The sequence below is a fragment of the Peribacillus sp. NPDC076916 genome, assembly GCF_050269675.1.
Taxonomy (GTDB): domain Bacteria; phylum Bacillota; class Bacilli; order Bacillales; family DSM-1321; genus Peribacillus; species Peribacillus aracenensis.
The window spans coordinates 1-13963 of sequence record NZ_JBNNIU010000010.1 but is presented as its reverse complement, the minus strand read 5'-3'; the positions used below and the strand labels follow the sequence as shown (position 1 = coordinate 13963).

The 13963-nt window shown below is 37.0% G+C and carries 15 protein-coding genes and 3 pseudogenes; 4 read left to right on the top strand and 14 right to left on the bottom strand.

Going from position 1 to position 13963, the window contains the following annotated elements; translation table 11 throughout:
* The 3 genes from ACQKFG_RS21825 to ACQKFG_RS21815 form a co-directional block, all read left to right on the top strand.
* The coding region (locus tag ACQKFG_RS21825; protein ID WP_427562769.1) for a hypothetical protein at window positions 1-351 on the top strand (351 nt) is incomplete at its 5' end.
* Window positions 352-925: 574 nt separating this feature from the next.
* Window positions 926-1090: a hypothetical protein gene (locus ACQKFG_RS21820; RefSeq protein ID WP_427562766.1), complete on the top strand. Its 165-nt coding sequence runs from the start codon at window positions 926-928 to the stop codon at window positions 1088-1090.
* A 181-nt stretch (window positions 1091-1271) separates the two neighbouring features.
* Window positions 1272-1553 carry a hypothetical protein gene (locus ACQKFG_RS21815; protein ID WP_427562763.1) on the top strand — a complete coding sequence of 94 codons (282 nt, stop codon included), beginning with the start codon at window positions 1272-1274 and terminating at the stop codon, window positions 1551-1553.
* Between the two features lie 451 nt (window positions 1554-2004).
* Here the strand turns inward: ACQKFG_RS21815 and ACQKFG_RS21810 are convergent, their stop codons facing one another.
* The 12 genes and pseudogenes from ACQKFG_RS21810 to ACQKFG_RS21755 form a co-directional block, all read right to left on the bottom strand.
* The gene (locus tag ACQKFG_RS21810) at window positions 2005-2172 is read right to left on the bottom strand and encodes a hypothetical protein (protein WP_192204159.1); all 168 of its coding nucleotides are present in this window, start codon (window positions 2170-2172) and stop codon (window positions 2005-2007) included.
* A 241-nt stretch (window positions 2173-2413) separates the two neighbouring features.
* A pseudogene (locus ACQKFG_RS21805) lies at window positions 2414-2678 on the bottom strand (cation:proton antiporter); the annotation flags it as partial.
* A gap of 302 nt (window positions 2679-2980) precedes the next feature.
* Window positions 2981-3112: a hypothetical protein gene (locus tag ACQKFG_RS21800; protein ID WP_289323225.1), complete on the bottom strand. Its 132-nt coding sequence runs from the start codon at window positions 3110-3112 to the stop codon at window positions 2981-2983.
* A gap of 481 nt (window positions 3113-3593) precedes the next feature.
* Window positions 3594-3935 (bottom strand): thioredoxin family protein, encoded by a 342-nt coding sequence (locus ACQKFG_RS21795; protein ID WP_427562759.1) that lies wholly within the window; start codon window positions 3933-3935, stop codon window positions 3594-3596.
* A 2-nt stretch (window positions 3936-3937) separates the two neighbouring features.
* The gene (gene trxB, locus ACQKFG_RS21790) at window positions 3938-4915 is read right to left on the bottom strand and encodes a thioredoxin-disulfide reductase (protein ID WP_427562757.1); all 978 of its coding nucleotides are present in this window, start codon (window positions 4913-4915) and stop codon (window positions 3938-3940) included.
* Window positions 4916-5708: 793 nt separating this feature from the next.
* Window positions 5709-6290 (bottom strand): cysteine dioxygenase, encoded by a 582-nt coding sequence (locus ACQKFG_RS21785; RefSeq protein WP_427562754.1) that lies wholly within the window; start codon window positions 6288-6290, stop codon window positions 5709-5711.
* A gap of 155 nt (window positions 6291-6445) precedes the next feature.
* A pseudogene (locus ACQKFG_RS21780) lies at window positions 6446-6544 on the bottom strand (aminotransferase class I/II-fold pyridoxal phosphate-dependent enzyme); the annotation flags it as partial.
* 160 nt (window positions 6545-6704) lie between these two features.
* Window positions 6705-7448, bottom strand: coding sequence for an amino acid ABC transporter ATP-binding protein (locus tag ACQKFG_RS21775; protein WP_192204155.1), 744 nt, complete (start codon window positions 7446-7448; stop codon window positions 6705-6707).
* Window positions 7449-7468: 20 nt separating this feature from the next.
* Window positions 7469-8152, bottom strand: a complete 684-nt coding sequence (locus ACQKFG_RS21770) for an amino acid ABC transporter permease (protein ID WP_342615392.1) — start codon at window positions 8150-8152, stop codon at window positions 7469-7471.
* 12 nt (window positions 8153-8164) lie between these two features.
* Window positions 8165-8986, bottom strand: coding sequence for an amino acid ABC transporter substrate-binding protein (locus ACQKFG_RS21765; RefSeq protein WP_427562749.1), 822 nt, complete (start codon window positions 8984-8986; stop codon window positions 8165-8167).
* A 313-nt stretch (window positions 8987-9299) separates the two neighbouring features.
* A pseudogene (locus ACQKFG_RS21760) lies at window positions 9300-9580 on the bottom strand (DUF4372 domain-containing protein); the annotation flags it as partial.
* A 672-nt stretch (window positions 9581-10252) separates the two neighbouring features.
* Complete coding sequence (locus tag ACQKFG_RS21755) at window positions 10253-11410, bottom strand: trans-sulfuration enzyme family protein (protein WP_427562746.1); 1158 nt, start codon at window positions 11408-11410, stop codon at window positions 10253-10255.
* Between the two features lie 837 nt (window positions 11411-12247).
* On the opposite strand from ACQKFG_RS21755, the gene ACQKFG_RS21750 reads away from it, so the two are divergent.
* Entirely contained in the window at window positions 12248-12742 is a 495-nt protein-coding gene (locus ACQKFG_RS21750) for an FUSC family protein (RefSeq protein WP_192204152.1), read from the top strand.
* 29 nt (window positions 12743-12771) lie between these two features.
* On the opposite strand, the gene fbpA is transcribed toward ACQKFG_RS21750, so the two are convergent.
* Both fbpA and ACQKFG_RS21740 read right to left on the bottom strand, forming a co-directional pair.
* Window positions 12772-12882: a Fur-regulated basic protein FbpA gene (fbpA, locus tag ACQKFG_RS21745; RefSeq protein ID WP_353871730.1), complete on the bottom strand. Its 111-nt coding sequence runs from the start codon at window positions 12880-12882 to the stop codon at window positions 12772-12774.
* Between the two features lie 617 nt (window positions 12883-13499).
* Entirely contained in the window at window positions 13500-13685 is a 186-nt protein-coding gene (locus ACQKFG_RS21740; RefSeq protein WP_192204149.1) for a YjcZ family sporulation protein, read from the bottom strand.
* Window positions 13686-13963 lie beyond the last annotated feature (278 nt).

Sequence of the window (13963 nt, the reverse complement as noted above, 5' to 3'; positions counted from 1 at the left end):
CATGACCAGCATGATGATTGTTGTATGAAGAAAAAACGATGCGATCATGACCAGCATGATGATGGTTGCATGAAGAAAAAACGATGCGATCATGACCAGCATGATGATGGTTCCATGAAGAAAAAACGATGCGATCATGATGATAGTAACAGTAAATTAGAACATATTCAATTCCAACTTCAACAACAGCAACAAAAACAAGAGCAACTTCTAGCTCAACTTCAAGCCCAGGCACAACTTCAGGCTCAACTTCTAGCTCAACTTCAGGTCCAGGCTCAAAATGATACCGATACTATTTCAAACGTAGGTAATCCAGTTGTGAATGTAAATGTATCCTATGATACTCTCTAGTTGTATCAGTTAGTGTCATAGTGAAATAAATGCCGGAGATACCGTAAAAGTTTTTGCTTCAAGTACAACTCCGGATGTCCTTTTGCCAAGGAAAGCAACTCGCTTTGAGTGAGCTAGATCCCCGTCTCCCTAAAGCATAAATAAAGAAGGCTTAAATATGAGGAATGTTACAGATTACCTGGAAAAGTTGGTTATAACAGGGAGTGCGGTAGAGGTACCTACATTCACTCCATCTACCATTCCGTTTTTTTGCATCTAGATTTTGGGTTTATGCCAATTAAAGAACATTAATAAAAAAATCTTGTTCAACTAACAGGTGCGTTCGTTCATTAAAATATAAAAGGAGAGTACATTATTTAGTACTACTTCATCAGTTAATTAAAATTTTAACTGAAAATCATATTCGAAAAACTCCTTCGTTAAAAAAATGTTAGTAGATTCTTTTATAAGCGGGTTATGTCCATTAGCCAGACACTCACACAAGTACTCCAACATCACCTACGGCATCAAAACCAATATAAACTAGTCTTGAAATGATCCAAATCTAATACTTTGCAGGGATGTTGGCAGCTTCATGCCAAAGTCTACCTTATTTAACGCATTCAGCAATTTCTTAAAAAGGGCTGAGTTGACTTCTCCTCCCACCCATTCCCTCCGTCATACACATGCAGTGCTCCAGCTTGAAGCTGGAGCGGATATGAAATATGTTCAGAAAAGACAGCGTTGCTATAACTTCTGATGTTTACGCACATATAAGCAAAAAACTCGAAAAGAAAACGTAGACAGTTTGAGGAATGCACCAAGGAAATCATTGATTAAATTTTTTTGTTGAATTTGGTGGGCAAATATCAATTTCATTTATATAACTTAGATTTGCCCACCAAATATTCCCCCCCCACCAGAGGAGATGCAAACAGCTAATGCCATCATTATTCAACCCTGTGAAAGATGAAATGTCCGGCAAGGACCTTGTGAAAGAGTCCAAAAAGTGTCCGGCCATTAAAACAACTACTACTTTCTTAAAACAAATTATTAAAGACACTAAACGTAAAGCTGTAGCCCAATTCTATCATGTGGATAATTCTCTAGAAAACTCTTTAAAACAAGCGAATTTTGTAGCCCATTGGGTTCCAAATGTATTTAGTAATCTAGTAGGGTCATTCTACGAAAAAGTCGAAATGGAATTCTGGAAGATTATTTAGCAATGTAATATTCTACTAACAAAAGAGCCTTCACTAGGGAACAAAAAATAGCGATCGACACCAAAGCGTTCAAGGAATTTGCTATGAAGGTTAAGAATGGAGTTAAAATGTATAAAGGACAGTTTGCTTATTTTATTAGGATTGTTAACAAGCTTATGAATGAGCTTTATTCTGATGCTGAGTTTATGATCAACCTTAATTAAACATAAAAGGCCAGGAAATACAACGAGAAAGGATTTCCTAATAGACCAAGTGGTGAAGACATTGATATTAGTTAGTTAAAAGCGTTAAACCTATATTTTCAATCAAAGCCTTGTTAAAATACTATATTGATTTTTGAACCATCCTTCGTAGCCTAGTTTAACCAAAAGTAAATGTTTTTCAATTTACCTTTCTTATTTTCTTCATGTATTTTTATTCATATTGATTCAGAAAATTTTTATTAGTTGAATTAGAACCAAGACTGTTGGACTTGTTGAAGATGTTGTTGAGCCTGTTCAAGTTGTTGCTGTGCCTGTTGATATTGTTGTGGGTTTGCATTAGCTTGAGCAGTTTGAAAAGCCCGTTGTGCTTGTTGAGCCGCAATGATAGCTTGCTGATATTGTTGTTTATGTGTCATGTTATAAGTCTCCTTCATTATTCACCATTTTTACGAAAGTCTAAACCACTAGTCATGTTTATTATGAACAAAAATTTTGTGAATATTCATAGGCAAGGGAGTGTAAAGATACTGGTTATTATAATGTGATGTACAACATTAAAAAAATAACTAAAAAATAAATCATAATGCAACGACGCTTTTATCTTTTATTAAGCTGATTAGAAGAATCCTTGCGACCTAGAAAGACCCTTTCTGACAGCTAAAGATGGCGATATAATTTCTGTTTATGTAAATTATTAGCTTGATTAAAGAACCATTGCATCATTGGAAGGGTAACAATCGTTGTAACCAATAACAACAGCAAACATTTCTTGAGTGAGTAAATTGGCTTCAAAGCCAATTGCAGCAATAATGAGTGCCACTTCCCCCCTGGAAACCATTGCTGAACCTATACCTAATGAAATATTCCAATTAAAACCAGCCAGTTTTGCATCAGTTGACGCACCAATCAACTTTGTTAGTATCACAGCCCTTCTATACCATGTTCTTTATAATAAGCCACCCAATGCCAGACTTTTGTCCCGCTCGTCAACTAGAGCTTATGTAAAAGATGGTTTTAATTAGGCAGTAACTCTAGGACAAAAGGAAACGAACTTATATTTATAGAAATTACTTTTAATATATATTCTAACGAGGTGTATGGTCTTGGATATGACCTTCTTTTTCGAGTGATAAATCAATAATAAAGAGAACTGATGTCGAAATATCAAGTTCTCTAGTAAAAAAATCTTCTATATTCTTTTTTTGTTATATGAGAAGAAATTTATTATTCTTTCTTATCATTATTCTCTTGGTTATTCTTTTCTGAAATTCGTCTTTGATTGGCTTTCGTCTCAGCATTCACATGGTTTGCATCATTTCGTTTATTTTTTTTAGAACCTCTTGCATCATTACTCATACTTACTCACCTCCCGCGGCAGCTTTGTATATGTATGTTAGCTTACTCTTGCCTCCAAATTTTATACGCCTTTTTGGAATCGTTTTGTTGTTTGCATCCTCCGTTCCTCCTGACAAACCATTAAGACGTGTAAACTGTTTTAATCCTGTATATCTAACTTTATTAAGTAATAGATCTAATTCCTGTCTATATTCAATCGTTCATGAATCACCAGTCCATACTTTAATGCTGATGTCTCCATTTTGGATTTCAGATCATTTTATTCCTTCACATTTTTCATAAGTTCAATTTCTTCTCCTCTTGAAGCAAAAAAGGTCATACAATACTCAACTACTACCGGCACAAAGTCGGCGTGTTATTCGAACTCTAAAAACTGTATAGTTTCTATGAAAAAATAGTTGATAAGATTGTTGAGACTAAAAAGATGGCCAATAAATATTGAGTGACTGCTCAATATTTATTGGCTCCATGCAAGGATTTTCTATCCTAGTTTTCCACTTGCCTCTACAATTTGATTAAGAAACTGTTCAACCTCTTCCTGACTTTTTCCAAGTTTACTTACAAAGCGGTTCAGTTCCTTCCCTTCTTTAAAAGCAATAAAGCTTGGGATTCCGTACACATCCAGCTTCTCTAATACCTCTGGAAAATGTTCACGATTTACCGCAATCATTTCCACTTTTTCTCTAAACGCTTCTTCCAAGATGGGCATAAATAAATCGGTATGCTGACAGTCTGGGCAATATTCGGCATAGAATTTGGCCATAACTGGTTTTGTTGATAAAATCGCCTCTTCAAACTCTTGTTTTGTTTTAATCTCTTTCATTATTAAAATCCTCCCCATATTTGATTCTCATTGATAGATTGATTGTTTCCACTATATAATTCACTTGCATCAAGATATTTTTCGCAATCCAGAGCAGCCATACAACCACTTCCCGCAGCCGTAATGGCTTGGCGGTATTTATGATCTTGAACATCCCCGCATGCAAATACACCTGGGATATTCGTTTCGGTTGTACCAGGATTCACCATGATATAACCCATTTCGTCCGTTTTGATTTGATTATCTAAAAATGCTGTGTTCGGTTTGTGCCCAATGGCAATGAAAACACCATCAGTTTCCAGAACTTCCTCTTTTCCTGTTTCGCTGTTTTTCACTTTCAAGCCAGTAACGTGTCGATCCCCTGCGATCACTTCTTCAGGAATGGAATTTAAGCTCCACGTAATTTTTGGATTCTTTTTGGCACGATCTTGCATAATTTGGGAAGCGCGAAGCTCCTTTCTGCGGTGGACAACCCGAACCTTCGAAGCAAACTTCGTTAAAAAATTTGCCTCTTCCATAGCAGAATCTCCGCCCCCGACAACGATAATTTTCTTTCCTCTAAAGAAAAATCCATCGCATGTCGCACAGGTGCTTACCCCACGACCAATATTTTCTCTTTCCCCTGGAATCTCCAAAAGTTTCGCTGAAGCTCCCGTTGAAATGATTAAAGATTGCGTTTTAAGCTCCCCTATTCCTTCCACCGTTAAGGTAAAAGGGTTATTGGAAAAGTCGACTTTTTTAACCCAGCCTCTTTTAAACTTTGCTCCAAAAAACTCAGCTTGCTTTCGCATGTTCTGCATCAACTCTCGTCCCATAATCCCTTCAGGAAAACCAGGAAAATTCTCGACATCTGTTGTCAATGTCAATTGCCCCCCTGGTTCAGGCCCTTCAATGACCAAAGGACTTATGTTAGCACGTGCTAAATAGATTGCTGCGGTTAACCCAGCAGGTCCAGTTCCTAGAATAACGGCTTTATACATCGCTTACCTCCTTATCTCTTAGTCATGAATATTAATTTGCAATATTCGTGCCAATCTTTAATTCCTTGCAAAATCACAATTTTTTCAGCCTATTATAGGTTAATCATTCCTATTTTCTATCACGTTTGAGAAAAATTTTTTCAAGACCAAGAAAACATGTAACAAAACGGTGGATTAAAAGCCAAGAAAGTTATAAAGGAAAGAAACAAGAATGGTTAAAACCGCTTTATAGTTGGACCAGTGGGGAGCTGGAAGGCTATTTTTGCGAGCAGCACTATTACCAGGTAAAAAAGCTTTCAATGATGACCAGAAGAAAGCGTATGAGGAATATAATAATATATAAAGACCCAGTCATACTCATTTACCCATTCATAAGATATGGAAAAAAGGTGGTGTGTTAGACTATGAGCCGTCTGGAAAAAAATTATGGTCTACCCATGAGACATTTTAAATTAAGTGATTGGCGTCTAGATGAATTTGGTTTCCGTAATCATCCTCATCATGTTTACCTTTACCATTATAGTCCTTACCTTTACCATGATAATCCTCATCATGTTAATCCTTACCTTTACCATGTTAATCCTTACCATGTTAATCCTTACTTTTACCATGTTAATCCTTATTATTAGACATATGAGATAAAGCCATCTTTTTTTAGGTGGCTTTTTATTATGATTAGTTGTAGATCCGCATTTTCTCCATTAAATTCAGAATGTGACAAAATGAAATTGTGGCCCGCCTCTTCTTAGGATGTAAGGACAGACCGGACCACACTTTCACTATTTAATCGATTCTAAGCAGGGGAGTATTCAACCCGCTTTTCTTTTGCAAGATATAGCCCCTCTCCGTCTAAAGGGGTGAATACCCGAAATTTTCTCAATTGCTTTCCATAAACATGGATCGTGATAGCTGGTTTATTACCTACCCCTTCCAAGATATGACAGTCTGCTGGAGGCAGTAGCTTTCCTGTATTCTGCTCGTTTACAATGATGGTATCAGTATGCTGTAACTTAACAATATTGCCCCCAGATAATTCCTCTAATCGTATATAATTAGTCACTTTAACCTTACCCGCGACAACTCCTTCTGCTCCCCATGTATCATCGTGATCATGAAGAGTGGTCTTCTGGCCGGGCTTCCAGACTAGCACGATCACTTCGAAACGATCCTCTGGGTCACAATACAACAGATGCCGCGAGTACCCTCCCTCACTGGGTCTTCTTTTCTCAGAAGGAAGCCATGATTGGGATTGAATTAATTTACCAACTAACCTTTCTGCTTCCACAACACATTCGTTATCATTCTGACTCCGTTCCACCATAACCGTCATATCTTTAACAAAATTTTTGAAATCATAATCATACGTGTGATCCATTTTAATTCCTCCCCAATATTCTGATGTTTTACTTTCCTGTATAGGAAAGTTGCTTGACTGCTTGTTCTAACTGTAGCAGAGCTTTTTCCATAGTAGAGCGGGGACATGCGATATTCGTTCTCATAAAGCCTTCTCCCCCTGGACTGTGTGAGCTCTTGTCGTGTCCAGATCCTTCCCAACGGATTATGCGGGCTGCAAAGGATTAACAACTTAACGGAAGAATCAATCTGAGCCTCTAAATCTGCAAAATCCATCTCCCAAGTTTGAAAATTTTTTCTTAGTTATTCAAAAAAAGATTGCAATTGAATTTGCAATCCCAGGGTATAAGTTATAAGATTCTGTCGTTCTAACCTGCGGGACAGTCCGAGTAACGTGTTTTCCATTTTTCCGCAGCTTGGGGGCACCTGCCCTTACCTATGAACAAAGTCTATTTAAAAATTGTAATGTCCGTTCATGCCCTGTATTTTCAAAAATTTGTTGAGGTGTTCCTTCTTCAACGATTACACCTTTATCAATAAATACGACTTTATCCGCTGCTTCACGCGCAAAATTCATTTCATGTGTCACTACAACCATGGTCATTCCTTCTTTAGCAAGTTCTTTCATGACCTTAAGAACCTCACCAACTAACTCAGGATCTAACGCGGAAGTAGGTTCATCAAAAAGCAGAACTTCAGGTTCCATAGCCATCGCCCGTGCAATTCCTACACGTTGTTGTTGTCCACCGGATAGCTGGGATGGATAGTGGTTCGCCCGTTCCGATAATCCTACCTTTTTCAGCAATTGAAGAGCCTTCGTACGAGAGGCTTCCTTGTCTTGTTTACGAACATAAACAAGACCTTCCATAACATTTTCAAGCGCAGTCATATGAGGGAACAAATTGTAACCTTGGAAAACCATACCCGTTTGTTGACGGAACTTAATCACCTTATCTTTTGGAACTGGTTTTTTATCCTGAAAATCCAAAGAAAACTTTCCAAGTTTGATGGTCCCTTTTGTAGGCGTTTCCAATAAATTCAGGCAGCGTAACAAGGTTGTTTTCCCTGAACCCGATGGCCCAATAATACAAACTGTATGGCCTTCCTCAATTTTTAGATCGATTCCCTTTAAAACCTCTGTTTGTCCAAATTGTTTATGCAGGTTCTTTATTTCAATCATGTATATTTCCCCCTATCAAATTAGCCCGTCACGTAACGATCGAGCCGTTTTTCCATCTGTCCTTGAGCATTCGAAAGAACAGTACTGAAAATCAAATAAATAAATCCTGCTAGACAATAGAGTACCAACGGTTCATAGGTTGTTGCGGTAATTTGCTGAGCAACTCTAAACATCTCAGTCACCGTAATGGTAGCAGCCAATGATGTATCCTTTACCAAGCTAATAAAACTGTTTGCCAAAGGCGGGACAGATACCCTTGTTGCCTGAGGGAGAATAATTCTTTTTAATGCCTGCGGATTACTCATCCCAATAGAATACGCCGCCTCCCATTGACCTTTGGAAATGGAGAGTATGGCCGCACGAATAATCTCTGAGTTGTAGGCGCCAACACTAAGCGTAAAACCGATAATCGCAGCAGGAAGGGGGCCGATCGTAATGCCTATACTCGGAAGGCCATAGAAAATGATAAACAACTGAACAAGCAGCGGTGTTCCCCTAATCACCCATACATAAAATCTTGCAACAGCGTCTAGGAGTTTTATTCCCGAGATTCGAGCCAATGCCGTAAGTAAAGCAAGAAGGAGTCCCAGTAAAAAGGATACTAATGTCAAGGGAACCGTAAACGCAACCCCAGCTTTTAACATCGGGAAAAAGGAATTTACAATGATGTCAAAAATTTGGTCCATTCTTTCATCAGCAAACATGTAGAACCCTCCCTATTTTGAAACATCTTTTCCAAAATATTTTTGTGAAATACTTAAATATTTACCATCCTTCATCATATCGGAAAGCGCTTTATTTACGGCCTTTTCCAATTCTTTATTCCCTTTTCTCATCATGACCCCCATTTTTGCCGGATCATCAAGTTCTGCGACAGATTTAACCGGTGCATCAGGTTTTTGCTTTTTGAAATCTAGGTAGGATAGTCCGTCATTTACAACCGCATCCGCACGTTTTGAAAGTAATAAATCAATGGATTGATTAAAACCTTCTACTCCAACAATCTCAGCACCATAAGATGCTGCTATATCTTTATAGTTACTAGTTAATGTCTGAGCTGATTTTATTCCTTTCAAATCTTCAAATGATTTAATCGTATTATTGTCCTTGTGAACAATTAAGAAAGGTTTTGACATAATATACGGCACTGAAAAATCGTATTTTTTCTGGCGGTCAGGAGTAATTCCTACATTATTAGCAATAATATCGAACCGCTTTGAATCGAGTCCTGCGAACATACCGTCCCATTGGGTTTCAATGAATTCTGGTTTCACACCAAGTCTTTTTGCTACTTCCTCCGCGATTTCAATATCAAAACCGGTTAACTTCCCTGAAGAATCATGGTAGCTAAAAGGTGCAAAGGTTCCTTCTGTTCCAATTTTAATGGTCCCACTCGATTTAATTCGCTCTAGTATATCCCTGCTCTCATCTGCCTGTTTGCCTCGTTGACTTGCTGCCTGATTTTCGGCCTTTCCGCATGCAGATAATACAAGTGCTATGAGTATCGAAAAAGTGATGATGATGAAACTCTTTTTCATAAATAATTCCCCCCTCACCAGCGTTGCATAAATAGTGTCATAATCTTCAGTTTAATCATTCTTTCTGTTTGGAGCCACAAAGGTAAATACCTTATAATAGATGGTTCTGTCCATTTGGAATTTTATTTACAATTAAATCTGTACGACAACAACAAAATTGCTCATTAAGGAACGGCTTTTCATTCAATCTTTCGAAGCCAGATATACACTGGTTTCCATAATACAGCCCTCAAATAACGGCTAATTTTTAAAGCATCGGTCATTCGGTCAAAACGTTATAATCTAGGTAACCACGGTCAAACACATACATTCATTTTTTGTCATCTACCATGATTTCAAGCTGGCCGCGGTCATGTTCTTTGGCCGTTGTCATAACGGATTTTTCAGGATAGGAAATCCTTTTTTCCATAAACACAAGACGCAGATGCAACTTCACTCCCGCCTTTGAAGACAATCGCCCAGCGCATGAAGGCTTTCGACTTCTTCTAGCTGCGCAAAAAGCAATAATTTTAGGAACGACTCCGTTGTTAATTTTGTCATATAGTAATCTAATTTCATCATTTTCACCTGTTCCTCAAATAATTGAAAATTTATTGGTGAAAACCATAATTTAAATTAATACAACACTAGTGTCCCCCCTGAATTTTCAAAAAAATGGATGATTTGCAGATTCCCAGTTTCATTACTCTTTATAATTATAATATTCCGAAAATTTTATCTATACTTTTCAAATGGACTCCACCTCCTCCTTTTCGTTATCATATTATGCAAAAGTTGTGCCAAAATAAAATCCTTGTTAATTCAACATTCCTACTATCGAACTAGTTGATAAATTCCCATTTCCGCGACGTATATATTGATAACCCACCGATCTGTACTGTTTTTCGGTTCCCAAATCCAGAAAAAATATTTCCAAATATGCGAAATATCCCCTACGGAGACGAAAAAAGATTGCAAATAAAATTTGCAATCTTAGGTAAAGTGGATAATCTTTCAGATTGTATCGTTTTAGCTTACTTGATTACCCCCGCATGACCGATACGCTAGAAGCCTCCCCGAATGCGGAAGAAAATCTTTTGACCGACCCTCGAGGATTGATACTGCACTGATTCCATCAGATTTCAGGAGCCTCCCTTTTCCTTTTTTATACATCACTTACCTCCTTGCTTCGCTAATCTCTTAAATATGAAAATTAATTTGCTATTGAATGCCAGCATTATAATTCCCTTAACCGCAATGAAATTGACAAATCATACAGCCGTGCCGTTATTCTAATGCCATTTCGAGATCCTTCCATATATCTTCTACATCTTCAATTCCAACCGAAAAACGAACGAGTCCATCATAAAGACCTGCTTTTTCTCTTTCTTCTTTAGGGATTATCGCATGTGTCATCGAAGCTGGATGTTGAATTAATGTACCTACATCTCCTAGGGAAACTGCTAAAGTACTCAGTTTTACAGAATTCATAACTTTAACACCTGTTTCGTATCCCCCCTTCAAGACAAAAGAAATCATTGCTCCAGGACCTTTCATTTGTTTCTCCATGATATTTTTATCTTCAAAACTTGCTAGCCCTGGAAAATAAACCTTCTCTATAGCCTTATGTTTTTCCAATCGTTCAGCCAAAATTTGTGCATTTTCTTGTGAACGGTCCATGCGAATGTGCAATGTACGTATCCCTTGAAAGAGAAGCCAGGCATCCATAGGGGCCAAATTTGCTCCCATAGTCTTCTGCACTTCTTTTCTCATCGTATCAATAATTTCCTTGCTGGAAATCACTAGTCCGCCAATAAGATATCCATGACCCGACAAATATTTCGTTGCACTGTGAACAACAATATCAATGCCGCATAGAATAGGATTTTGTAAATATGGGGACAAAAACGTATTATCAACAATAGTTAAGATACCCTTTTGCTTTGTAATCGCCGCTACACTCTTCATATCCACTAAGGAAAGCGTGGGATTAGACGGAGTTTCGAAGTAGACCACTTTCGTTCTATCTGTAATGTGTGGTTCAAGCTCTTCCCCTGTCTTAAACGGTACAAAGGTTACATCAATTCCAAATTTCTTTACCGTTTTGGATAGAAATGCGTGCGTCGCCCCATACAACGCTGTGTGTGCAACAACGTGATCTCCTGCCTGCAAAACACCCAAAAGGCAGCCAGTTATGGCAGCCATTCCAGATGAGAAAGCTAAACAACCTTCACCAAATTCCAATGCCGCTACCTTCTCTTCCAGTTCTCTTACATTTGGATTTCCCAGGCGTGAATACATAAATCCTGGATCTTCTCCTGCGAAGCGTTGTGCTCCTACTTCTGCATTATCAAAAACAAATGTTGAAGTCATATAAACAGGGGAGATGTGTGAGCCATGTCCTGGATCTTTATTTACTTTTACTAGCTTTGATGAATAGTTCATTATTATTATGCCTCCTAATTTTAGTAATCTGAAATGCTGCAGTTTTTATTTCTTCCCATTAGTTGTATGCAAATCTTTATATGCAAAAATTATGCCAATTCTGTAAACCTTATAAAATCTACAGTTTTAATATTAAAATTCTTTATTTATTTTCATTTTTGGCAAGGTTCACTGTAAAACATAGTAATTATCGAAATTACCAATTTAGCAATATTGATAATATTTTTCTAAAATTGAAAAGAATTTAGCTACCCATCTAACTTCTTGGTATTTCATTTTGTAGACAAGTCACTGTTCCTTCTCCTGCACTACCTAAGAAAAGGAACCATGCTCAAATATCAGCATGGACGATTGTTATTATTCTGTATTTTAAAGAACTACTCGCCTTTTGCATTAATGCGTGCTGCCTAATAATTTGCCGACTGCATAGATTTTTTCAAGTAGGCTCCATGCCAATGACGTCATACCTTTTATAACGGGGGTAATTCAAAATGACATTCCAACCTACTGTAAGACATCCCATCAATTTATAAGATTATGTAAATGCAGTTTATAATGCCACTTCATTGTAAATAAGTAAGATTCTTTCGAAGCATTCATTTTGTAAATAGGTTCAACTTTTTGCAACCCTGGAAACGGTTTTTTGGGGACTGGATGGCTTAAGCTTTTCCGAGATAAACTTTAAGAGAATTAGTTGAAAGTTCTTGAATGGATAATATTTCACCAGGCGCGATTTAACCGTTCCTTTTTTCTTTTGGCCAGAGACTTTTTCAACTACATAAAAATTCACAATACGAGGAATTCTATAAAAAGGTAGAATACTACCTCGAGGTGAATATGAAAACAAATAAACATGAAAATCCAAATAAGAACTTTTCGATTCTAATATGGAAAATAGCAATAGGTTCTACTCTGTCCTGGGAATTATCAAAACTTTTGGGTTCCGACCACCCTTACTTAGCTCCACTTTCGGTCATTCTATGCCTTCAATCAACAATTGACAAAACGGTCCAACAATCCATACAACGTGTAATTGGTACCATGATTGGTATTTCCGTTACTGTACTCATTGCAAGACATATGAGTATAAATGGATGGAATTTAGGACTATTAATTCTTTTAGGATGTTATATCACACAATGGTTGAAATTTAACAAAACAGTAATTTATCAAGTCGCACTAACGATATTATTTGTCTTTGTACTTGAACACCAAACGAAACATTATGCGATAGATAGAATGACAGATACTCTAGTCGGTGTAATTATTGCAGTTTTGATACAGTTAGTTTGGTTTCGTCTGTTTTTGAAGAGAAAGCAACAAGCTCAGTAGAAATGATTTACACAAGTGACATTTTTTTATTAGTCATGTACTTCCCTGGCTTTTGCTTTTTCAGTATCAAATATGTTTTCTAATTCGGGTAAGGTAAGTTTATATAACTGTCGACTCTCAGGAGTTTTGAAATAATTCATTTTCAGGATTTATAAAAATGGTATTGATTGTATTTTTCAAACTAGTAAAACGATTTTTAAATAAAATCCACGATCCATTTAATGACTGTAGAAAAAACATTTTTTATACTGCCCCACATGCCCTTGAATGCATTTACCATTAATTTCGCTAATGATTCCTTTAAGCATCTTATCCCAGAACATTCGCTGCATGAAATTCCAAATAAACTGAATGGAACCTGAAAAGATATTCTTGATTCCTATCCACATTTTTGAGAAATCACTGGTAAACAATCCGGAAAAAACTTGTATTAAACCCATGATGACCTATCGTCCACCGTCTATTACACCTTTTATATTGCCGACAACTGATTTTACAATTTCTAAAATAACTTTAAACTGTGCGTCTCCCAGGAATTATTTCCTGGATTAATCTTATAAAAATGGGCATAAAAAAAGACAGCAACTTTGTCCGCCTTTTTCTCCTGATTTTGTCCATGTTTTTATTAAACTAATGAGCCGATTACTTTAAGGCGTAGAATCAGGGAAATACAAATTTACAAATTTAAAAGTATCCCATCTGAAATAGAAATTAAATTATAAAAGGCTGACCAAAATGAGGTCAGCTTTTGATATTCTTAGCAGCATGCACCATATCCATAGGCTGGGGCATATCCACCATAACCGCCACCAAAACCACCGCAGAAACTAGCTCCAACAATAATTAAGAGGATAAACAATACAACTAAAAAGGCAAATCCACCACTAAATCCACAGCCTCCGTCAAATCCATCACAACAGCCATCTCTACGACTACCTGACATACAATCACTCCTTATTTTTTTAAGGAGGAACTTAAATGGGTTAATTCATTCTATGCTCTAAATAATTTAATGACACAATTAAACAACAAAAATGCCCGAAATAAAAATGAAGTGAACCCAAAAAGTTAGACACTTTATTTAATTAGGCAACCTTGAGGGCATGAACCCGGTAATCTACTGGGCTCATGCCTTTCTTACGATTAGTCAATGTCTTTGTTTGAATTAATTTATTAGTATTTAGAATGTACAGAGTGTTCAGGTTTACTAATAATAATTGG